At 62.3% G+C, this 21,059-nt stretch carries 21 protein-coding genes; 10 read left to right on the top strand and 11 right to left on the bottom strand.

The features are described from left to right. Window positions 1-14 precede the first annotated feature (14 nt). From B9Z01_RS19435 to B9Z01_RS19465, 7 genes are all read right to left on the bottom strand, one after another. Window positions 15-1,052: an ABC transporter ATP-binding protein gene (locus B9Z01_RS19435; RefSeq protein ID WP_244196081.1), complete on the bottom strand. Its 1,038-nt coding sequence runs from the start codon at window positions 1,050-1,052 to the stop codon at window positions 15-17. 20 nt (window positions 1,053-1,072) lie between these two features. Beyond that, the gene (locus B9Z01_RS19440; RefSeq protein ID WP_085485961.1) at window positions 1,073-1,990 is read right to left on the bottom strand and encodes an ABC transporter permease; all 918 of its coding nucleotides are present in this window, start codon (window positions 1,988-1,990) and stop codon (window positions 1,073-1,075) included. Continuing rightward, entirely contained in the window at window positions 1,987-2,994 is a 1,008-nt protein-coding gene (locus B9Z01_RS19445) for an ABC transporter permease (protein ID WP_085485963.1), read from the bottom strand. The genes B9Z01_RS19440 and B9Z01_RS19445 overlap by 4 nt, the downstream gene beginning before the upstream one ends. A 27-nt stretch (window positions 2,995-3,021) precedes the next feature. Continuing rightward, window positions 3,022-4,551, bottom strand: coding sequence for an ABC transporter substrate-binding protein (locus B9Z01_RS19450; RefSeq protein ID WP_208626098.1), 1,530 nt, complete (start codon window positions 4,549-4,551; stop codon window positions 3,022-3,024). A gap of 221 nt (window positions 4,552-4,772) precedes the next feature. Next, window positions 4,773-5,093: a DUF4387 domain-containing protein gene (locus B9Z01_RS19455; RefSeq protein WP_085485967.1), complete on the bottom strand. Its 321-nt coding sequence runs from the start codon at window positions 5,091-5,093 to the stop codon at window positions 4,773-4,775. A 17-nt stretch (window positions 5,094-5,110) separates the two neighbouring features. Continuing rightward, window positions 5,111-6,472, bottom strand: a complete 1,362-nt coding sequence (locus B9Z01_RS19460) for an acyclic terpene utilization AtuA family protein (RefSeq protein WP_085485969.1) — start codon at window positions 6,470-6,472, stop codon at window positions 5,111-5,113. A gap of 224 nt (window positions 6,473-6,696) precedes the next feature. Beyond that, complete coding sequence (locus tag B9Z01_RS19465) at window positions 6,697-7,695, bottom strand: sigma-54 interaction domain-containing protein (RefSeq protein ID WP_085485971.1); 999 nt, start codon at window positions 7,693-7,695, stop codon at window positions 6,697-6,699. A 502-nt stretch (window positions 7,696-8,197) separates the two neighbouring features. Between B9Z01_RS19465 and B9Z01_RS19470 the strand changes: the two genes are divergently transcribed. The 3 genes from B9Z01_RS19470 to B9Z01_RS19480 are packed head-to-tail and all read left to right on the top strand — an operon-like array spanning window position 8,198 to window position 9,153. Then, the gene (locus tag B9Z01_RS19470) at window positions 8,198-8,440 is read left to right on the top strand and encodes a type II toxin-antitoxin system CcdA family antitoxin (RefSeq protein WP_244196082.1); all 243 of its coding nucleotides are present in this window, start codon (window positions 8,198-8,200) and stop codon (window positions 8,438-8,440) included. Next, window positions 8,440-8,760 (top strand): CcdB family protein, encoded by a 321-nt coding sequence (locus B9Z01_RS19475; protein WP_085485975.1) that lies wholly within the window; start codon window positions 8,440-8,442, stop codon window positions 8,758-8,760. The genes B9Z01_RS19470 and B9Z01_RS19475 overlap by 1 nt, the downstream gene beginning before the upstream one ends. Window positions 8,761-8,805: 45 nt before the next feature. Beyond that, window positions 8,806-9,153 carry a hypothetical protein gene (locus B9Z01_RS19480; RefSeq protein ID WP_085485977.1) on the top strand — a complete coding sequence of 116 codons (348 nt, stop codon included), beginning with the start codon at window positions 8,806-8,808 and terminating at the stop codon, window positions 9,151-9,153. Between the two features lie 43 nt (window positions 9,154-9,196). Here the strand turns inward: B9Z01_RS19480 and B9Z01_RS19485 are convergent, their stop codons facing one another. Further along, window positions 9,197-9,679 (bottom strand): Lrp/AsnC family transcriptional regulator, encoded by a 483-nt coding sequence (locus B9Z01_RS19485; protein WP_085485979.1) that lies wholly within the window; start codon window positions 9,677-9,679, stop codon window positions 9,197-9,199. Window positions 9,680-9,802: 123 nt separating this feature from the next. On the opposite strand from B9Z01_RS19485, the gene B9Z01_RS19490 reads away from it, so the two are divergent. The 3 genes from B9Z01_RS19490 to B9Z01_RS36310 are packed head-to-tail and all read left to right on the top strand — an operon-like array spanning window position 9,803 to window position 12,427. After that, window positions 9,803-10,933, top strand: coding sequence for a branched-chain amino acid ABC transporter substrate-binding protein (locus B9Z01_RS19490; RefSeq protein ID WP_085486511.1), 1,131 nt, complete (start codon window positions 9,803-9,805; stop codon window positions 10,931-10,933). Next, complete coding sequence (locus B9Z01_RS36305) at window positions 10,930-11,493, top strand: peptide deformylase (protein ID WP_085485981.1); 564 nt, start codon at window positions 10,930-10,932, stop codon at window positions 11,491-11,493. Before B9Z01_RS19490 ends, B9Z01_RS36305 begins: the two co-directional genes overlap by 4 nt. After that, the gene (locus tag B9Z01_RS36310; protein ID WP_244196083.1) at window positions 11,480-12,427 is read left to right on the top strand and encodes an aminotransferase class IV; all 948 of its coding nucleotides are present in this window, start codon (window positions 11,480-11,482) and stop codon (window positions 12,425-12,427) included. Before B9Z01_RS36305 ends, B9Z01_RS36310 begins: the two co-directional genes overlap by 14 nt. 74 nt (window positions 12,428-12,501) lie before the next feature. On the opposite strand, the gene B9Z01_RS19505 is transcribed toward B9Z01_RS36310, so the two are convergent. Then, window positions 12,502-13,419, bottom strand: a complete 918-nt coding sequence (locus tag B9Z01_RS19505; protein ID WP_085485985.1) for a LysR family transcriptional regulator — start codon at window positions 13,417-13,419, stop codon at window positions 12,502-12,504. A 156-nt stretch (window positions 13,420-13,575) separates the two neighbouring features. Here B9Z01_RS19505 and B9Z01_RS19510 point away from each other — a divergent pair, with 156 nt between their 5' ends. The 4 genes from B9Z01_RS19510 (at window position 13,576) to B9Z01_RS19525 (ending at window position 18,092) form a co-directional block, all read left to right on the top strand. Continuing rightward, entirely contained in the window at window positions 13,576-14,889 is a 1,314-nt protein-coding gene (locus B9Z01_RS19510) for an MFS transporter (protein WP_085485987.1), read from the top strand. Window positions 14,890-14,931: 42 nt separating this feature from the next. Beyond that, window positions 14,932-16,386, top strand: a complete 1,455-nt coding sequence (locus B9Z01_RS19515; RefSeq protein WP_085485989.1) for a M81 family metallopeptidase — start codon at window positions 14,932-14,934, stop codon at window positions 16,384-16,386. A gap of 61 nt (window positions 16,387-16,447) precedes the next feature. Continuing rightward, window positions 16,448-16,801, top strand: a complete 354-nt coding sequence (locus B9Z01_RS19520) for a RidA family protein (RefSeq protein WP_085485991.1) — start codon at window positions 16,448-16,450, stop codon at window positions 16,799-16,801. A 58-nt stretch (window positions 16,802-16,859) separates the two neighbouring features. Next, a complete protein-coding gene (locus B9Z01_RS19525) occupies window positions 16,860-18,092 on the top strand; it encodes an NAD(P)/FAD-dependent oxidoreductase (RefSeq protein ID WP_085485993.1) in 1,233 nt (410 codons plus the stop codon). 47 nt (window positions 18,093-18,139) lie between these two features. Here the strand turns inward: B9Z01_RS19525 and B9Z01_RS19530 are convergent, their stop codons facing one another. Together B9Z01_RS19530 and B9Z01_RS19535 are read right to left on the bottom strand one after the other, a co-directional pair. Next, complete coding sequence (locus B9Z01_RS19530; RefSeq protein ID WP_085485995.1) at window positions 18,140-18,889, bottom strand: enoyl-CoA hydratase/isomerase family protein; 750 nt, start codon at window positions 18,887-18,889, stop codon at window positions 18,140-18,142. A gap of 18 nt (window positions 18,890-18,907) precedes the next feature. After that, the gene (locus B9Z01_RS19535; protein ID WP_244196084.1) at window positions 18,908-20,995 is read right to left on the bottom strand and encodes an acetate--CoA ligase family protein; all 2,088 of its coding nucleotides are present in this window, start codon (window positions 20,993-20,995) and stop codon (window positions 18,908-18,910) included. Window positions 20,996-21,059 lie beyond the last annotated feature (64 nt).

The following is a 21,059-nucleotide window of genomic DNA, read 5'->3' on the forward strand; positions in this document are numbered from 1 at the left end:
GCGTACTCATGATTTCATTCCTCAGCGAGGATGCACCGAACCTGCCGACCCTGGCTGAGCGATCGCATATCGATCAGCGTGCGGCAAGCGTCGGTACGTTGCGGACAGCGGGAATAGAAGCGGCATACGTCAGGCAGGTTCACGAGGTCGGGAACCTGGCCTTCGATAGCACGAACTCGCGCGCGCAGATTGGACAGGCGCGGAATCGAGTCGAGCAGCCCCCGCGTATAAGGATGGCGCGGATCGCCGATCACCTGGCGCGCGGTTCCGGTCTCCACGATTTGCCCGGCATACATCACCGCCACGCGGTCGCATTGTTCGACCACCACACCGAGATCGTGCGTGATGAGGACCACGCTCATGCCAAGGCGCTTGCGCAGGCTGGCAATCAGTTCCAGCACTTGCGCCTGGATTGTCACGTCGAGCGCCGTGGTGGGCTCGTCGGCGATCAGCAGTCTCGGGCTGCAGGCAAGCGCGATGGCGATCATGATGCGCTGTCGCATGCCCCCCGAGAATTGATGCGGGTAGTCTCTCAGCCTTTCGTGCGCGGACGGTATGCCGACCATCTGCATCAGTTCGACCGCCTTGCGGTGTGCCTCGGTCTTGCGCGATCGTCCGTGCGCCGCAAGCGCGCCGTCGTGCGCGTACAGCACCTCGGTCAGCTGCTCTCCAACGCTCAGGGCGGGATTGAGCGCGGCGAGCGCGTCCTGCATCGTCATGGCGATTTCCTTGCCACGCAGGCGGCGCATCGCCTTGAGACTCATGCCCACGAGTTCGCGCCCGGCAAATTCGATCGACCCCGACTCGATGCGCCCCGGCGCGCGCACCAGCCCCATCACGCTGGCAAACGTGACGCTCTTGCCCGATCCCGATTCGCCCACCACGCCGAGACATTCGCCGGGAAAGACGTCGAGGTCGACGCCATCCACGGCGCGCACGAGCCCGTCCGACGTGTCGAAACAGGTGCGCAGCCCGCGGATGGAGAGCAACGCTTTCTCGCGGGCTGGCGCGTTCGGGTTCGTACCCGCTTCAGCCGGCATTTCATTCATCATGGTGAGTGCACCGGGAGCATTCATTCGTGAAACCTCGGATCGAACGCGTCGCGCAAGCCCTGGCTTGCCACGTTGATGGCGATGACGATGAGCAGGATGGCGAGACCGGGAAACGTACTGACCCACCAGGCGTCGAGCATGAACTCGCGGCCCGCGGCCACCATCGCTCCCCACGACGCGGTGGGCGGCTGCACACCGAGGCCGAGGAACGAGAGGCTCGCCTCCATGATGATGACGCTGGCCATGCGAATGGTGGAGATCACCATCACCGGCGAGAGAATGTTCGGCAGGATCTCGCGCAACATGATGTGAAGACGCGAGGCACCCAACGCGCGGGCCGCCTCCACATACTCGACTTCTCTGGCGGCGAGCGTTTCCGCGCGCACGAGGCGGCACGGCACGACCCATTCCTTGTAGGCGAGCGCGAGGATGATGTTGTGCAGCCCCGGCCCCGTCGTGGCCATGAGGCCGATGGCGAAGATCAGATACGGAAAGCCGAGCAGGATGTCCGCGACGCGGGAGATGACCGTGTCGACCCAGCCACGCAAATAGCCGGCCGCAAGACCCGCGATCGTTCCTGCGATGGTCGCGAGTGTAATAACCGCGGCGCCGATGAAAATGGAAACACGCGCGCCATAAATGATGCGGGAAAAGATGTCGCGGCCCAGCCCGTCGCAGCCCAGCGGGAAGGACCATGCGCCGCCGGCGAGCCATGCGGGCGGTTGGAGTCGGCGCAGGAGGTCGGCGTCGTTCGGGTCGTGCGGCGCGAGCCACGGCGCGAACAGCGCCATGGCGACGAAGGCGAGCACGATCGCGGCGGCCGCAAGCGCGAAGCGGTTTCGCAGAAAGCGCCGCAGATTGCGCGCGAAGATCGAGGCGTCACGATCGCGTTTGTCGTGCACCGGCGCATCGAGCGGGATGAGATCGACAGTGTTCATAGTTGAACCTTCGGATTCACGATGGTGTAGAGCAGATCGGCGATGAAGTTGAGCAGCACGTAGATCAGCGCGTAAAGCAGCACGGCGGTCTGAACAACGGGATAGTCGCGAACGTAAATACTTTCGACGACGAGCCGCCCCAGCCCCGGCCAGCCGAACACGGTCTCGACGATCATGTTGCCGCCGAGCAGTGAGCCAGTTTCCATGGCGGCAACCGTCAACGTCGGAATGAGCGCGTTCTTTAGCGCATGCCTGAACAGAATGCGCCGCCGGCTCAACCCCTTGATTTCCGCGAACGTGATGTAGTCCTGACGCATGACGTCGAGCATCGCCGTGCGTGTGACGCGCATGAGAATGGCGGCCATCGGCAAGCCAAGCGTCAAGGCAGGCAGCAGCAGATGGCGCAGCGCGTTCCAGAACGCCGGCAAGTTGCCCGCAAGAAGACTGTCGATCAACAGGAAACGCGTGACCGGCGGCACGCTGACGTCGAAGCCAATGCGGCCGGAGATCGGCAGGACGTGCAGACGCACGGCGAACACGATCAGCAGAAGAATGCCGAACCAGAAGCCCGGCAGCGACACGCCGAGCAGCGAGGCGACAGTCGCCGCCTTGTCGAGCAAGGAGTTGCGCTTGACCGCCGCCAGCACGCCTAATGGGATCGCGACGGCGAGCGCGATGAGCAGCGCCGCGAGCGTGAGCTCGATCGTGGCGGGCAGGCGTTCGGTGATGACGTCGATGACCGGCCGGCGGTGAAAGTAGCTCAGTCCGAAATCGCCGCGCGCGCTGTTGAGCAGGAAGTGCCCGAACCGCTCGAGCGGCGGCAGGTCGAGCCCCATGTCATGGCGCAATGCCGCTTCTTGCGCCGGGCTCGCGTTCTGGTCGCCGAGCATGATTTTCACGGGGTCGCCGGGCGTGGTGGACATCATCACGAACACGATGACGCTCACCCCGAGCAGAACCGGAATGAGATGGAGGCATCTCTCAACGAGTTTTTCGAATTTCATGGTTGATCCTTCGAAACCGGTGAGCGTCTAGTCGACATAAGCGTTGCGAAGATCGATCCGGCCGTCCGCGTTGGGCGTCCAGCCCTTGAGTCGGGCGTTCACGCCATAAATGTCCTGAGGCAGCCAGAGAAAGATCCAGGGCGCATCCGCGTTCACGAGCACCTGGACCTTGCGGTAAAGCTCGGCGCGCTTTGCCGGATCGACTTCTTTCGAGGCGGCATGCAGGAGTGCGTCGACTTTGGGATTGGAATAGCCGGCAGCATTGCCACGGCCGCCCGTCGTTAAGGTTGGATCGAGGATGCCTTCGGGATCGAGGCCAGCGTCGCCCCAGGACGTGAACCACATATCGCCGCCCCCCTTGTCCTTCGAACTCCATTTCGCCTTGAGCACCGACCCTTCGCCGACCGCCACTTTCGTGCGTATGCCCACTTTGGTCAGCAGCGAAGCGATGACTTCGCCTTCGTCTTCGAATGCACCCTCGACGTCGAGCGTCGCGTCGACGCCATTGGGGTAGCCCGCCTCCGCAAGAAGCTGCTTCGCCTTTTCGCGGTCGTAGTCGTATGCGGGCAACGCCGCATTGAAGCCGAAAGCGTCGGGACTGAGCGGGCCGTTCAGCGCGACCGCCTTTCCCTCCAGAATCCTGTCGATGACGAGCTTTCTGTCGATGGCGTAGTTAGCCGCCTTGCGCACCCGTGGGTCGTTGAATGGCGGCTTCGTATTGTTCAGGGCGACGAAGAAGGTCCGGGTGCCGTTGACGGTCACCACCTTCGTGTCTTTGTTGGCTTGCACTTCCTTGATGCTGTGAGCGGGCAGGTCGTTGATGAGGTCGACGCTGCCAGCCAGCAGCGCCGCCACGCGCGAAGCGCTTTCGGGAATGATCTGGAAAATCGCGCGTGTGGATTTCGCCGGGCCGAATGGCGGCGTGGCGCCGCCATAGTAGCCGTCGAATCGCTCCATGATGATCGAGTCGTCCCGGTTCCAGGCGACGAGCCTGAACGGTCCCGTGCCGTCTTCCTTCGTAGCCATGCCGGACGTGTGGACGGCGTCGGCGAACTTCTCGCTGACAACCGACTGGAACGGCAGCATGGCGGGCAGGCTCGGCCACGGCCTTGCGAGTATGAACCGTACGGTATCCTTATCGACTACCTGAACTTCCTTGAGCGGGCCAAGCAGGCCTGCACGCGGGCTAGTCTGGCCGTCCAGCGCGCCGACCCGGGTCAGGCGATCGAAGGTGAACTTCACGTCCTCCGCCGTCATCGGCGCGCCGCTGTGAAATCTGACGTTATGGCGCAGCTTGAATTCATATGTCGTCGCGTCGATCTGCTTCCATGACGCAGCGAGTTGCGGGATGACGTGGGCGTGGCCGTCGCTCGTCAGCAGCCCGTCATACATGTTGTCGAGAATGACCTCCGTTTCCCGCTTGCGATAGTTGCCCGGATCCATCGTGAGCGCGTCGAGCGTATAGCCGACCCGTATGTCGTGAGCCCCCCATGCCGCGGGCGGCGCGATGGCGGCGGCCATCGTCAGCATTGCGGCAACGCTCTTCAATGTTCTCAATTCCTGTCTCCATGCCTCGCACCCATTCATGGCGTGCTGTCCAATCATCGGGTGCCAGTCGGTGCAATGTATGGCGCCTTTCCCGTTCTCAATGCCATTTGCCATTGAGAGCGGGAAGGGCGCGTATTTATCGTGAACTGCGAATGCTAGAGCCGCCTCCTGTGTTGCGTGAATGCGAGCAAACAACGGTTGATCTGCCCAACCGCCGGGTTGCGTCCGCTTTAGCCGGGCACGTCAATATCGAGTAACGGCGCGTATTGCTGGGCGCCGAAAATATCGCCATCACCGGCGCAACCGCTCGGCCGATGGCGAATGATCGTGAATTTGATCGCGAAACCCGGATCGTATTCGACGAAATCGGAAATGCGTGCGGACGGAATGCGGTAAAGCGATGCCACGCTTTCTCGCGTGAGCACACGTGAAGTCTTGACGTGCTCGTAGGTTTCGCGCTCGCGAAAGATGATGTCGAAGGTAATCTTGTTGACCCCCGCATTCTTGCTGCGGATGGTCTTGGCGAGTTCGCTAAGTTTCTGGATGGCCATGGCAAGGGTGCTCCGCGTCAGGCGCCGACGTCGATCAGGTGAGTGGGGAAGAGTTCCATGGCGTTGTCCACGGCCACGGTGTGGTTGAGCGTCCAACGGTAGTCCGGGCTCGCGTGCAGCACCTCGTCGAGCGGAAAGGACACCGAGCCGGCGGTGCCCTTGACGTTGTCGAGCCGGGCATAGAACATCTGGCGCAGGCCCGTGAGCGTGACCTCTTTCGCCATCTCGGCCGTGGGCGCCACGCCCTGCACGAGAATGCAGAGTTCATGGCCGGGCCGGTCGCGCAACGGTTCGAGTTCGCCCATCACGCCGTCGCGTCCGTACACGTTGTAGTGCAGCGCATAGCCGGTGTCGCCGAAACGCGCCTGCACCTGCGCGCGCGCCCACGCCATGACCTGGTCCACATTCGCGATCGTATAGGGGTCGCGAATGCCGCAGATGCCGACAAAACGTTCACCCATCTTGCCCGAGCCTTCGAGCTTCACATGCACCTTTTCGGAAGGGATGAAGCGCGCGCCGGTGACGCGCGTCGTGCGATCGGTGAATTGCTCGTAACGGCACTCCTTCATATCGAGCTTGCCGCCCGCGAAGAATTCGCCGAACGGATCGGAGCGCTCATACATCGCGTGCCCCGCCACCGAGGCCACCGTGCAGCGCTGCGCGGGCAACATGGCGGTCACCTTCACATCTTCCTGGGAAATCTCGCCTAGCACCGTCTCCTTGCCGCCATAGGGCTCGGCGCAAAACGACGCGCATTCCAGAACCTTGCCGAGGTAGTACGCGTTGTCAGCCGAAAAACCGTGATGCAGCGCGGGGGCCGCGAATAACGCAGCATCCGAGCTGCGTCCGCCGATGATCACGTCGGCACCCTGACGCAGCAGTTCGAGGTATGGATGCACGCCCGCCATCGCGACGATGCGATCGGTCGCGTCCAGTTCTGATTCGATGAGATCGTCAAAGCCGTCCAGACCCGCGACGGTTTCTCCGCCGCGCAGCTTGCGCCGCAAATACTCCTTGTCGACTTCCGAATAGAAATAGCCGAGACGAAAACGCTCCAGCTGATGCTTGCGTGCGATCTCACGGATCATGCCGACATAGAGATCGACGCGGCTGTTCGAACCCGTATCGCCCGCCGAGCCGATGATCATCGGCACGCCGAGCTTGCGCGAAGCGAGGAGCATTTCCTCGAGGTCATGGTATTGCCACGCTTGCGGGCTCGTCGAGGTATCCGAACCGAGCGGCACGGGCCCCACGTCGTCGCTGCCGGAATCGGCGGCGATATAGTCCGGCCTCGCCGCCACGCCTCGATGGAAGCTTTCTGTGCGCAATGGGGCGAAGCCCAGGTGCCCGTTGGGGCAGATGATTTTGAGTGCTTGCATGAACGTAATCGTCTCCGCATTGAGTCGTATGCCACGGCTGATAGTGACCGCGACACCTAAAAAGCAACACCTATGCCATGTGTTGACGACCCTGCTACGGCGCGATTGAGCACGATTTGCGGGCCACTCATCGTAGCGTGACGCGTGGATTTCGCACGCACGCTGCGTGGTCTGAGTGAAATTCACGCGCCCCAACCGCGGTGGCGAGCGCGGTGGGGCGGCACTCAGCGGTTGCCGATCTTCGACATCTGGTGGCGCAATGCATGCCGCGACAAACCCAGTTCGCGCGCAGCCATGCTCAGGTTGCCGCCCGTGTGTGCGAGGGTGGACTGGATGAGCGCGCGCTGGAACTCGGCAGTCGCCTCGTGGAATGACATGCCGCGAAAATCGGTGAGCCCGGAGCCATCATTCGCCAGCGTTCCGGTGGTGGCCACCTCGCGTGATGGCACCACTTCCCTGAGGATGCGTTGGGGCAGATGCTTGACGAGAACGCGATTCTCGTCTTCGAGCACGAAGATGCGTTCGAGCAGGTTTTCGAGTTCGCGGACATTTCCCGGCCAGGCATAAGCGCGGAAAATGGCCTCGACATCGGGCTCGAGACCGACGATGGCGCGTTCGTAGCGGGCGTTGAACTTGCGAATGAACTGTTCGGTGAGAATGAAGATGTCGTCGCCTCGCTCGCGCAACGGCGGCAAATTGATGGAGACAACCTGCAGTCGATAATAGAGGTCTTCCCTGAAGCGTCCGTTTTTGACCTCGTTGAACAGGATCTTGTTGGTAGCCGCAACGAAGCGCACGTCCACCTCGATGGGCTCCACGGCGCCCACGCGACGAAAGCGTGTGGTATCGAGCAGGCTGAGCAGCTTCGCCTGAAGCACGAGATCCATCTCGCGGATTTCGTCGAGAAAAACGGTACCACCGTTCGCCGCCTCGATCAGGCCGCTCTTCTTCGCCGCCGCGCCGGTGAACGCGCCTTTCTCGTGCCCGAAAAGCTCGGACTCCACGAGTTCGGCCGGTATGGCGGCGCAATTCAGATCGATGAAAGCCTGCTGGGCGCGATGCGACTGCTGGTGGAGCATGCGCGCCACCAGCCCTTTGCCGGTGCCGGTCTCCCCGTAAATCAGCACGCTCTTGACCCGGCTCTGCGCGATGCGAGTAATGAGCCGCCGCGCTTCGATAATGGTGGGGTGCTCTCCGAATAACTCGCCTTGCCAGGCGGTCATGATATGGGCTCCAGTTGGCTATTGAGTTGCCTACCATAGCATGGGGGAATGCATGAAACGGCACTGATGGCTCAAGGTCGCAGGGGATCGGGCGCGAAGGCGGTGGTGGAGTTGCCGGTAGCGTTTTATCGGGAGCTGGATGGATAGTCACTTACTGGGGCGCTTTAAATAATTTATATGGATGTCTAACTATTCTGCGTAATGATTGTGAGTTTCAGTGTGTCAAGCGCAAAAGCTCCAGCTACGCCATTTGGACTTTGCGCAGATACGACATTACAGCTTTGCCGCTACAAACGATTTTGTTGATAATTTATCTTATGTAAAATTATGCTGGATGTTGAAGACCACCTGCTTAGCCAAATATTGACGGAAATCAGGACCGACCTCGTCTGACTGTGCCTTATTGCTATCCTCATGGCCTGCAGCAGCCACCAGCCGACACGCTTGCGACCCGTCGATCATGTGCAGCATAATGCACATGATATGCAACATGGAGCCGCACATGGGCAAAGCACTCGAAGTTCGACCGCGTAAATCCACCAACGTCACCTTGCCGCCTGAGGTGCTGGAGCGGGCCAAGCAGCTTGGCATTAATCTTTCGCGGGCGAGCGAGCGCGGCGTGCGCGAAGAAATCCAGGAGGCGGAGGCGCGCCGTTGGGCGGATGATAACGCCGAGTTGGTTGCTGCTTACACTGCGATGGTCGATCGCGACGGGCTTCCGCTCGCGAAACACAGGACGTTTTAATGGCCCGGTTTGATCTCTACACGAACCCCGACATTGAGACGCGCAAACTTGCACCTTACCTGGTCGACGTGCAAAGCACTCACGTCGGTATTTTGCCGACGCGCATCGTGATTCCTCTGCGACCTGTCCGACATCTCGCCTTCTCCGGCAAACCATCCGACCTGCTTCCCGTTTTCGACGTCGACGGTCAGGAATGCTTCCTTGATACGCCTGGAATGAGCGCGGTCCCTTTGAACGCTCTCGGCAAGCGCATCGGTTCCCTTTCAGATCGACGTGAAGCAGTCCTCGCGGCGCTCGACCGGATCTTCGGCGCATACTGAGCGATAACAGGACGGCTTTGTTCGAAAGCCACGATTGGAGATGCGATGCAATTCGACAAACAACAGGAGCGGCTCAGGCAGAGTGGCACGACTATGCATCCTGGTCCGCGGAGCTTATTGGCGAAGGTGCTGGCCGTGGTAGTAGGTGCTGGGCTGCTCGTCGTGGGGTTCGCCGTTTCGCTTGTGATGTTGGCCGTGGTGCTTGGGGCGGGCATTGTGATCGGCGGTTTCGTCTGGTGGAAGACGCGCGATCTGCGCAAACAGCTTCGTGAGCAGGCAATGCGTGCGCAGGAGATGCACCAGCAGCAGGTGCGCGAGCGCGCGGGCCAGCGCATGGATATCGGCGATGTGATCGAGGACGTCGAGTTCCACGACGAGAATCGACAGAAATAAGCGCTGCACCGTGACTGCGCATGCGCCGCCGCGCTATCCACCATCAGTTCCCGATCGGCAACGACAAACCGAACTTCACGCGCGACATCACCACCATCGTTTCGAAATGGCGAATGTTTGGGTTTTGCCGAAACACGCGATTGGCAAATTCCTCGTAGTGATCGATGTCGCGCACCGAGATCAGCATCACGAAGTCGGCCCTTCCGGTCACGACGTAGCACTGCATGACTTCGGGCACCTCGTTGAGAAAACGCTTGAATTCGTCGAGCAGGTCGAGCCGCTCGCGCTCGACCTGCACCAGTACCCACATCATGATCGGCAAGCCGACCATGTGCGGTGCCAGCACCGAAGTGTCCTGCTGGATATAGCCCTCCTCGCGCAAGCGCTTGACGCGCCGCAAGCATGCGGGCGGGCTCAGATTGACCAGTGCGGCGAGCGCCTGATTGCTGATCTGGTTGTCGATCTGAAGCTGGACCAGAATGCGGCGATCGTAGTCGTCCAGCGGCGTCTCAGGTGCTTTGTTCATATTTTGCATATGCCTTGAAAAAGGAAATCTGATTAATCAAACCTCGCCTTTGCAAATATTGGATTTCTCAAAGCCTCCCTAGAATCGTATCACCAGCTCATGATCGATTTCACGGAGAAAACCATGCGGCACGCGCTCCTCACCCACACGCTCGCGCTGGCGTTCTGCTGCACCGGCGCGCAAGCGCAAACCGTCGTCACAATTGGCTATGCGGGCGCGCTCACCGGCGCTCAAGCTCATTTCGGCAAGGACAGCGAACGCGGTATCCGGCTGGCGATAGACGAGATCAACGCGTCGCATCCCGTGATCGGTGGCCAACCCGTGAAGTTCGAACTCGACGCGCAGGACGACGCGGCCGACCCGAAGACCGCCACCACGGTCGCGCAACGCTTCGCCGATCAGCACGTGAGCGCGGTGATCGGCCATCAGAATTCCGGCACCTCGATCGCCGTCGCGCAGATCTATGCCAGGGCGGGCATCGCCGAACTGACGCCGTCGGCGACCAGTCCGCAGTTCACGCATCTCGGGCTGCGCACCACGTTTCGCATGCTGGCGAACGACGACTTCCTCGGCGCGGCCGTGGCCCGCTATGCGAGCGCGAACCTGCACGCCAGCCGGATCGCGGTGATGGACGACCGCACCGCGTACGGCCAGGGCATCGCGGACGTGTTCGTGCACGATGTCGGGGCGGAGGGCGCGCAGATCGTCGCGCGGGAATACACGACCGATCAGGCCTTCGACTTCGCCGCGCCGCTGACCTTGATCAAGGGCAGGAGTCCGGACGCGATCTTCTACGGCGGCATGGACACGCAGGCTGGCCCGATGCTCAAGCAGATGCGCAAGTACAGAATCACCGCGCCGCTGCTCGGCGGCGACGGGTTGTGCACGCAGGAGATCATGCGGCTCGCCGGCGATGCGCTGAACGGCAATCTGTACTGCGCGGACGGCGGCCGCAGTCTCGCGAAGATGCCGGGCGGCCCGGCGTTCCAGGCGAAATTCCAGGCACGCTACGGCGAACCGGTCCAGCTCTACGCACCCTACGCGTACGACGCGATGCAGGCGATCTATCACGCAATGCTCGACCAGCAGTCGAGCGCATCGGAGCGCGTGGTCGACGGTCTGCACCGGGTCGCGTTCGACGGTGTGACCGGGCGCGTGCAGTTCGACGAACATGGCGATCTGCTGCATCCCGCCGCGACCATCTCGACGTTCAGGGCCGGTCAGAAACAGGCACTCACCGAGGTATCACAATGAACTCGATCCTGCCGATCGGCACGCCATCGCTGCGCGACATGGCAGCGCCCGTCACCGATTTGAGCGACCCCGCTGTCATCGCCGAAGCGGCTGCCCTGGGAGACGCGTTACGCGCTTTTCGCGCCGAGCATGGCTTCGGACGCGCCATCGCAGCGCCTCAGATAGGCATACGCAAACGCATGATCGGGCTCGCGCTGCCCGGCTGGCCCGAGATAATCGTCAATCCCGAAATCGTCTGGCAGAGCGACGAACGCATGACGCTTTGGGACGATTGCATGTGCTTTCCCGACATGCTCGTGCGCGTCGAGCGCTTCGCTTCGATTTCGGTGCGCTTCACCGATCTCGCCGGCGTGGTGCATCTGAGGGAACGCCTGAGCCGGGCAAACGCCGAGTTGCTGCAGCACGAGATCGACCATCTGGACGGGACACTTTCGTTCGACCGCGCGGTAGGGGCCAACCCGTTCGTGCACCGCAGCGTCTTCGAAGCAGCCCGCGTCGACTTTGCACGCAAAGTCGACTATTTTCCCAACTTGCATGAGATCCTTCATGACCCAACCTGACGTGGGACGCATCGACGGCCTGACCTACCCGCACGGCGTCGCCTATATGGCCGGACATTTCCTTCCCATGTCCGAGGCGCGCATCTCGGTGCTCGACTGGGGCCTTCTGCATTCTGACGTGACGTACGACACCGTGCACGTCTGGGACGGCAAGTTCTTCCGCCTGGACCTGCACATCGAACGCTTTCGCCGCTCGCTTGCCAAACTGCGCCTTGACGTGCCGCACGACGACGACACGCTGCGCGACATTCTCGTCGAGTGCGTGCGGCGCTCGGGACATCGCAACGCATATGTCGAGATGCTCTGCACGCGCGGCATCTCGCCGACATTCAGCCGCGATCCGCGCGAGGCGATCAACCAATTCGTCGCGTTCGCCGTGCCGTACGGTTCCGTGGCTGACGCTCGCCAGCTCGAGGAAGGCCTGCATTTGCACCTGATCGACAGCGTGCGGCGCATTCCGCCTGAGTCGGTCGATCCGCAGATCAAGAATTATCACTGGCTCGACCTGGTGACTGCGCAGTTCCACGGTTTCGACGCCGGTGCGGAAACAGTTGTCATCAAGGACATGGATGGAAATATCGCTGAAGGCCCGGGCTTCAACATCTTTGCCGTCAGGGACGGCGCACTCTATACGCCCGAGCGCGGCGTGCTGCATGGCATCACGCGCCGCACCGTATTCGACATCGCCGCGCAAGAGGGTTTTGCCGTGAATGCAGGCGCAGTGAACGAAGCACAGCTACGTGACGCGGACGAGATCTTCATTACCTCGACGGCGGGCGGCGTCATGCCGGTTTCACGCCTGAACGGCACGCCGGTCGGTAACTGCCGGCCTGGCGAGATCACTCAGGCGATCTTCCGTATTTACTGGGCGTGGCACAACGATCCGGCCTACACGCTAGCGGTCAATTACGACGGAGACGATCATGCCCGATGACGCGTTTGCGCCTCCGGCTCGACGCGCGCCAGCAAGCGCTGACGACAACGATTCCTGCTCTTCCGAAAGCGTGTTCACACGCTTTGAGCATCGAGCATTCCCACCTGCCGCGTCCAGTCAAGCCATGCTCGAGTAGCCGCAGAAAAACGGCGACCGGCGCGCACGAACAGGCGCGCTCTCGCGCCTTCGAACACGGCGTTGGTCGTGCGCCGCGCGATCAGCGTGCCATTCGCCAGTTCCGGCCCCACCGAAAAGGCCGACATGAAGGTCACGCCCAATCCCATCGAGACGAACTGCTTAAGCGCCTCGATCGAATTCGCAGTGAACGCCGGCTCGAGCCGAATACCCTCGATGGCTGCCGCCTGTTGGGTCAAAGAGCCGAGGCCCGTGCCGTCACGGGCCAAGGCGAGCGGAAATTGCGCAGCATCGGCGAGCGACACGCTCCCCGCGTGGCGCTCGAGCGGGTGACCCGCCGCGGCAATGGCGCAAATCGGCTGATGCCGTTCTCCCACCACACGCACGGCGGGATGCGGCGGTGGACACGTGGTCAGTCCAACATGCGCGCGATCGTCGATCACCCGCGCGACCACGTCGTCCGCATCGGTGGCTTCGAGATGCACATGAACACCGGGATAGCGCTCACAGAAGCCTCGCAGCACATTCGACATCAGTTCGTTGATGAAGCCCGGGCCCGTTACGATCGACAGATCTCCGCGCTCCAGACCGAGCAGTTCGTCGAGCCGCAGACGCAACGCCTCCTCTGAAACACGCCGCTCCTCGCAGACTTCGAGCACGAGCCGGCCGCCATCGGTAGGCGCGACACCGCGCCCGCGCCGCTCGACGAGCGTGACGTTCAGCTCCTTTTCCAGCAACTGGATCTGCCTGCTGATTACCGAGGCCTCGACTCCGAGCCGCTCGGCCGCCGCACGCATGGAACCGGCGGTCATTGCTTCGTAAAAATAGTGCAGGCGTCGCTCGTTCAAGCCAGCCATGTGCCCTCACCCGCCTTAGCGTTGACTAAATGACAACACCATTTTACGAAACCATGCATTGATTGCAACATTTCGGCTACTGAAACTCGCCTCTTTCATGATGAGCACTTTTGCATCCGCGACCTCATCGCTCCTCTTTCCACACACGAGACAAGCATGCAACCTGCGTCCCTTCCCGCGCAACTCGATCCGCAGCTCGCCGTCACCGAGCGCGATGTCGACGCGCTCTATCGCCGCATCGGTTTGCGTCTGCTGCCGCTGCTCGCGCTGTCGTACATGCTCGCGTACATGGACCGGGTGAACATCAGCTTCGCCAAGGCGCAGATGCAGGCACACATCGGACTGAGCGAATCTGCGTATGGCTTCGCCGCCGGCGTGTTCTTCATCGGCTATGTGATTTTCGAGGTGCCGAGCAATCTCCTGCTCGTGAAGATCGGCGCGAGGCGCACCCTCTCGCGCATCATGGTCCTGTGGGGCATCGCGTCCGCCTCGATGCTGTTCGTACGCGAACCGCACACGTTCTATGCGCTGCGCTTCCTGCTCGGCGTGTTCGAAGCCGGCTTCGGACCCGGGCTGCTGTATTACCTCACGCTGTGGTACGGGCCTAAGCGACGGGCGCGTGTGATGGCCTATCTGCTGCTTGCGTCACCGGTGGCGGGCATCATCGGCGGCCCGCTGTCGACGCTAATCATGACTTCGCTCGATGGCGTGGCCGGGCTCTGGGGCTGGCAATGGCTGTTTCTCGTTGAGGGTACGCCTTGCGTGCTGATCGGTATCCTGCTCTTTTTCGTGCTCGACGACGGGCCGCAGCACGCACGCTGGCTCAGCGCAAAAGACAGGCAGCTCGTAGCGCGCGAGGTGAGCGGCGAAAAAGCGGCGCGGCATAGCGGACTTGCCGGCGTGGCGCGGGATTGGCGTGTGTATGCACTGTCGTTCAGTTACTTCTGCATGATTAGCGGCCTGTACGCCATCAGCTTCTGGCTGCCGACGCTCTTGCGCGCCGTCGGTGTCACGCGCCCTCTCGCCATCGGCTTCCTTGCCGCGCTGCCTTATATCGCCGCTGTCATCACGATGGTCAGCGTCGCGATCCATTCGGACCGCTCGGGCGAACAGCGTTGGCATAGCAGTATCAGTTGCCTGATCGCGGCGGCGCTGCTGTTCGTGACGGCGTCGAACCTGCACAACGTGGCGGTCGCACTCCCGGCGTTAGTCGTCGCGACCGGCGCGATCTACGCCGGCTACACCGTGTTCTGGGCAATCCCGGCCAACTATCTGAAAGGGGCCGCCGCGGCGGGCGGATTGGCTTTCATCAACAGCGTGGGGCTGATCGGCGGTTTCGTCAGTCCGCTCATCATCGGCCGGATCAAGGACGCCACCGGCTCGCTGCAAGCGGGTCTTTCGGTGATCGCCGCGCTGCTGGCGCTCGGAGCGGTCATGCTCGCGTGCAATCGTGTCGGTAATGAACGCTGATCGGACTCCGACCTGTTCCTTCCATCTATGTCTGGAGATTTCATGCGCGTATTTTCCGCTGCGCTTGCCACAGAAACCAACACGTTCGGCCCGATGCCGACCGATATTCTTTCGTTCCACGAACGAACCTACTTCCGTGCCGGTGAGCATCCCGATGCGATGCAGATGCACAGCGGCCCGCTGTGGGCGGCCCGGCAGATCGGCCGGGAGCGCGGATGGACCCTGATAGAAGGCCTGGTTGCCGCGGCCGTGCCAAACGGCATCGTCACGCGCAACGCGTACGAGACCTTGCGCAATGAGCTGCTGAACGATTTGCGTCGAGCGTTGCCTGTCGACATCGTGCTGCTGGGTCTGCACGGTGCAATGGTCGCCGATGGCTACGACGATTGCGAAGGCGATCTACTCGCGCGCGTGCGAGAAATCGTCGGCACGGATACGGTGATTGGCGCGACGCTCGATTCGCACACGCATCTGAGCAAATGCATGACGGAGAACGCCGATCTGATGATCTGGTGGAAGGAATATCCGCACACCGACATTCTCGATCGCGCCGTCGAACTCGTCGAGTTGTGCGCGGCGACGCGCGCGGGTCAAATTACGCCGCACGCAGCGGTTGCGGACACCGGCATGATCGCGGTGTTGCACACGACGCGATCGCCGGCCAGCGACTTCGTCGCGCGCGCGAAGGCACTCGAACGCCGTGAAGAGGTGTTGTCGGTGTCGATCGTGCATGGGTTTCCATGGGGCGACACGCCTGACATGGGCACCAAAGTGGTGATCTATACCGATGCGCGGCTCGATCGCGACGGCAGTACGGGCCGCGCGCTGGCCCGCGCCTTTGCAGACGATCTGTGGGCCGCACGCGAGCAATTCGAACCGGCGTTGCCCGGCATCGATGACGCCTTCGATCTGGCCGAGAGCACCTCCGGCACCGTGGTGCTCGCCGACGGTGCGGACAACTCCGGTGGCGGCGCGCCGAGCGACTCGACATTTATCCTGCGCAGACTGTTTGAACGCAAGATGACGGGCGCGTGTCTCGGGCCGCTCTGGGATCCGGGCGCCGTACGGCTCGCCTTCGCGGCGGGCGAAGGTGCGACGCTGCCGCTGCGCGTAGGCGGCAAGATTAGCCCCCTCTCCGGTGATCCGGTAGATGCGGTCTGGCGCGTGTGCGCGCTCAAGCGCGGCATGATGATGAGCGGCCTCGCCGGCACACCGGCGAAGCTCGGCGACTGCGCACTGATCGAAAGCGCGGGCGTCGAAGTAGTCATTACCAGCCTGCGCTGCCAGGCGTTCAGTGTCGATCTCTTCACGCAGCTCGGCTGCGATCCCGCAACGCGGCGCTTCGTCATACTTAAATCGTCGCAGCATTTCTATGCCGCGTATGCACCGATAGCCAGCAGGGTGATTTACGTGGCCGCACGCGGCGTAGTGGCTCATGACCTGTCGACATTGCCATTCCGCAAGATCTCACGTCCCAAATGGCCGTTGGACCGCTGAGCACCGTGTATGCTAGCTGGCCGCCCTCGTTCTTCTCTCTTGCTCTTCTAAAAAACTACCGATGAATAATCCGATTAAACGACTCCAAACCAACGCCCGTATGAGCCAGGTGGTAATCGCCAATGGCATCGCCTATCTGTCAGGCCAGGTGGCCGATACGGCGGGCGCGGCAATCGAAATGCAGACCACGGAGATTCTTTCGCGCATCGACACATTGCTCGCATCGGCGGGCTGCGACAGGACGGGACTGCTAACGGCAAACGTATGGCTTAGCGATCCAAAGCATTTCGATGCATTCAACGCAGTCTGGGATAACTGGGTGGGAGACGGGCATGCCCCGACGCGCGCCTGCGTGACCGCTCTGCTGATGAAGCCCGGGCTCGATGTCGAAGTGGCTGTCACCGCGCTCGTCTGATGGGCGGCACACAACATCAATACCTTGCGTGGCACGAGTACAAAAAGGAAATGATTGGATGAAGTTCGATACAGTCGTGCTGGGCGGCGGCATCGTCGGCGTCTCGGTGGCCGTGCATTTGCAGCGGCGGGGCCTGTCTGTTGCGCTTGTCGATCGCAAGGCGCCGGGAAATGAAACATCATTTGGCAATGCCGGCTTGATTCAGCGCGAAGGCGTTTATCCATATGCATTCCCGCGCGATCTCGCCTCGCTTGCGCGTTACGCGTCAAATCGCGCAACCGATGTCCGCTATCACCCGGCCGCGATGCCCAGATTGTTGCCGTTTCTTTACCGCTATTGGCACAACTCGCGCGACGACCGGCACACGCGGATCGCGCGAGCGTATTCGACACTCATCGAGCATTGCCTCACCGAACACCACGACCTGATTGAAGCGTCGAACGCGCAGGAGCTATTGCGCACGGGCGGCTGGACAAAGGTATTCCGCACGAGCCGGGTGATGGATAAAGCGGTCGCGGAGGCACAACGCTGGCGCTCGGAATATAACGTCGAATATGAAGTATTGGATCGCACCGCGCTGCGCGCGTCCGAACCGGCGCTGAGCGACACGTTGGTGGGCGGCGTGCGCTACACGTCCTCGCAATCGGTCAGCGACCCGAGCCGGCTCGTCACCGCGTATGCACGCCTTTTCGAAAGTCTGGGAGGAAAGGTATTGATCGGCGACGCCGGCACGCTCAGACCATCATGGCATGTCATGACGCAGGACGGGGAAGTGGAGTCGAAGTCGATTGTCGTCGCGATGGGGCCGTGGTCCGGCGACATCGCCGCCAGACTCGGCTACGACTTGCCGCTTGCCGTGAAGCGCGGCTACCACATGCACTATGCGACGCAGAATGGCGCGTGTCTCAATCAACCGGTGCTCGACGCGGAAGTCGGCTTCATGATTACGCCGATGATACGCGGCATCCGTTTGACGACGGGCGCGGAGCTTGGCTATCGCGACACGGCCAAGACCCCTGTGCAACTGGAAGCCGTCGAGCCTTTGGCGCGAGATATTTTCGCACTCGGCGCGCGCCTCGATACCGAGCCGTGGCTAGGGTGCCGCCCTTGCACGCCGGACATGATGCCGATCATCGGTCCCGCCCCTCGGCATGACAACGTGTGGTTCGCATTCGGGCATGCTCATCATGGTCTGACTCTTGGGCCGGTAACGGGGCGTCTGATCGCGGAAATGATGACCGGAGAGTCGCCTCTGGTCGATACACAGCCCTTCCGGGTCAATCGGTTTTGACCGCTACCTTGGTGTTTCGAACAGACTGCGCGCAACAACCGGACCTTTCACCGTCCGGCGAATCTCGGCGCCCTTTTTTCGCGCTGCGCGCTGAATCCCTCGCGAATGTCCTCGCTTTGCGCGATCACGTCCATCTGCCGTCGCGTGCGCCCTAGCGTTTCTGTGGGACCATGCGCCAGCACGCCTTCATTGACGAAGCGCTTCAGGGTCGCGAGCACGAGCGGCGCCATGGTGGCCAGTTCGCGCGCCATCGCCAGCGCCGCTTCCACATGGCCGCCATTCGGCACCACTTCGTTCACGAGACCCGCCTGATACGCGCGCCGCGCATCGACGGGACGGGCAAGCAGCATGATCTCCATCGCCACCTTATGCGCGATGCGCCCCGCGAGCCCGGCGATCATGCCTTGCGTGAGCCCGAGCTTCGCTTCGGGGTAGAAGAATTTCGCATCCTCGGTGGCGACGCACAGGTCCGCCATCATCGCGATCACGAGGCCGCCGCCCACGCACCAGCCCGATACCGCGCAAATCACGGGCTTCTCCGTCGTGATGCCGACGCTCGGCACGCAGCGCCATAATTCGGGCATGTCGTTCACGTCCGCGCCCGCGGTGAATGCGGCCGTGCCCGCGCCGGCGATCACGGCCACGCGTTGCGGCGACCGGTCGAACGCGGCGAAGGCGTCCTGCAATTCGATCGCCGTTTGCGCGCTGATCGCGTTGCGCCGCTTCTCGCGGTTGATGGTGATGAGCGTGACGCCATCGTCGAAATTCTCGATCAACAGGTTTTCAGGCTGGGACATGGAAGGCTCCGGAATGAACTAGGCAATGCGCAGCCGCGCGTCGACGGCCCAGCATGCGTGTTTGCCGACGATCAGCGGGTTGATATCGAGTTCGAAGTCGCGGTCCGCGAGATCGGCGGCGAGCCAGCTCACGCGCGCGATGGCGTCGACGACCTTGTCGATCGCGAGAGCAGCGCCGCGGTAACCCTCGAGGATGCGCCACACAGGCAACGTCGCAAGCAGCGCGCGTATGTGTTCGTTCGATGCCGGCGCGCATGCAATCGCGCGCTGCGCCAGGAGTTCGACGAGCACGCCGCCCGCACCGAACACGACGACCGGCCCAAACTGCGCGTCGCGCCGCGCACCCACGATCAGTTCCAGCTCGCCTTTCACCTGTGCCTGCACCGATACGCCCTCGACGCGCGCATCCGGCATCGCGCGCCGCGCCGCCGCGCACAAGCGCTCGAAGGTTTCGCGCACGCCGGCTTCATCGGCGACCCCCACGGCCACGCCGCCGATGTCGCTCTTGTGCACGATGTCGCGCGACGCGATCTTCATGACGAGCGGATAGCCGATTTCTTTCGCGAGGCGCACGGCCGCGTCCGCGCTGCTCGCAATGGCGCCCGCGTTGACCGGAATTCCGTAACGCCGGAAGACGGCTTTACTGGCGTCCTCGTCGTAGGTGCCGGGTTCGGGCGCCGAAGGTAGCGCGTCGGGTCTTCGCGGCTTCTCGAAGCATTGGTGCTGCGCGTGGCGACGCCATGCCGTCCAGACGTTCATGGCTTCATCGAGCGTGTTCGTATAAGGAATGCCGCGCTCGCGCAAAAGCGCGCGCAACGGATCGCTCGTCACGCCCGCTTCGACCGTGAAAAGCACGGGCTTGCCCGCGTTGCCGGCAAACGGCGATGCTTGCGCCCGCACCAGTTCGCTCGTCAGCATGAACGGCGCCATCGTCACGGGCACGAAAATGCCGTCGGTCTGTTCATCCGCCTGCAAGGCAGCGACCGTATCCTGTGCGGCGCGCGCCGGATCGCTGGAAATGCGCGAACCGAAATCGACCGGATTGTTCGCCTGTCCTTGTGCGTAATGCTCGTGCAGCACGCCGTGCGTGATATCGCTGAAACTGGCGAGTGAAAAACCGCGCTCGAACAGCGCGTCCGAGGCGAGCGCGCCGCCGCCGCCCGAGGGCGTGAAGATGGCGATGCGATTCACAGCGCTACTCGGGTAACGCACCATCGATGCAGCGAGCGTCATCATCGCGCCGAGGTCGTTCATCAGCGTGATGCCGTTCTCTTCGCATACGGCCGCGAAAACTGCATGATTGCCCGCGATGCTCGCCGTATGCGAAAACGCCGCGCGGCAACCCGCTTCGGTGCGGCCCGCCTTCACCGCAAGCCACGGCTTGCCCGCGGCACGCGCGCGCCGTGCCGCCGCGACGAAACGCTGCGCGTCCTTTATGCCCTCGATATACGTGCAGATCACTTGCGTGTCGGGATCGTCGGCGAGGAACTCCACGAAGTCCGCGAGTTCCAGGTCGGCCTGGTTGCCGACCGAAATGCCATGACTGAAACCGATGCCGTGCGCCCACGCACGATCGAAGAATGTTGTCATGAGCGCGCCGCTCTGGCTCACGAGACCGATCGGTTGCTGCGGCAATTCGGCAATTTCCAGCACCGGCGACGAGCACGCCGCCAGCCGGTTCGCCGCGCTGATGAGCCCGAGACAGTTTGGCCCGATGAGCCGCATGCCATGCGCGCGCGCAATGCTCACGATCTCATTCTCGACTTTGCGCCCGGCTTCACCCGCATCGGAAAACCCTGCCGTAATGATGAGCCCGCAACCAATGCCCATGCTCGCGGCCGCTTCGATCGTGCCTTTCACGCTCGACTGAGGCACCGCGAGCACGACCATGTCGGGCACTGCGGGCAGCGCGTCGAAGTCGGGGTAGGCCTTGATGTCAAACAGGGTGTCGCGCTTCGCGTTGATCGGATACACCGGCCCGGCGAAGCGATGGCGCAGCACCATCCGCAACAGTCGTCCACCGAACTTCGACTGATCTTCCGACGCCCCGACGATCGCAAGCGACTCGGGCCGCAGCAAGCGCGCGATATCCATGGATGCTTGCACTGGGCTTGTCTCCTTTGGGTTCCATGATGTGACGGACTGTTGCCGTTTCACCAGTATTGGCTGG

Origin of the sequence: Paraburkholderia susongensis (genome assembly GCF_900177725.1) — a bacterium.
Taxonomy (GTDB): Bacteria; Pseudomonadota; Gammaproteobacteria; order Burkholderiales; family Burkholderiaceae; genus Paraburkholderia; species Paraburkholderia susongensis.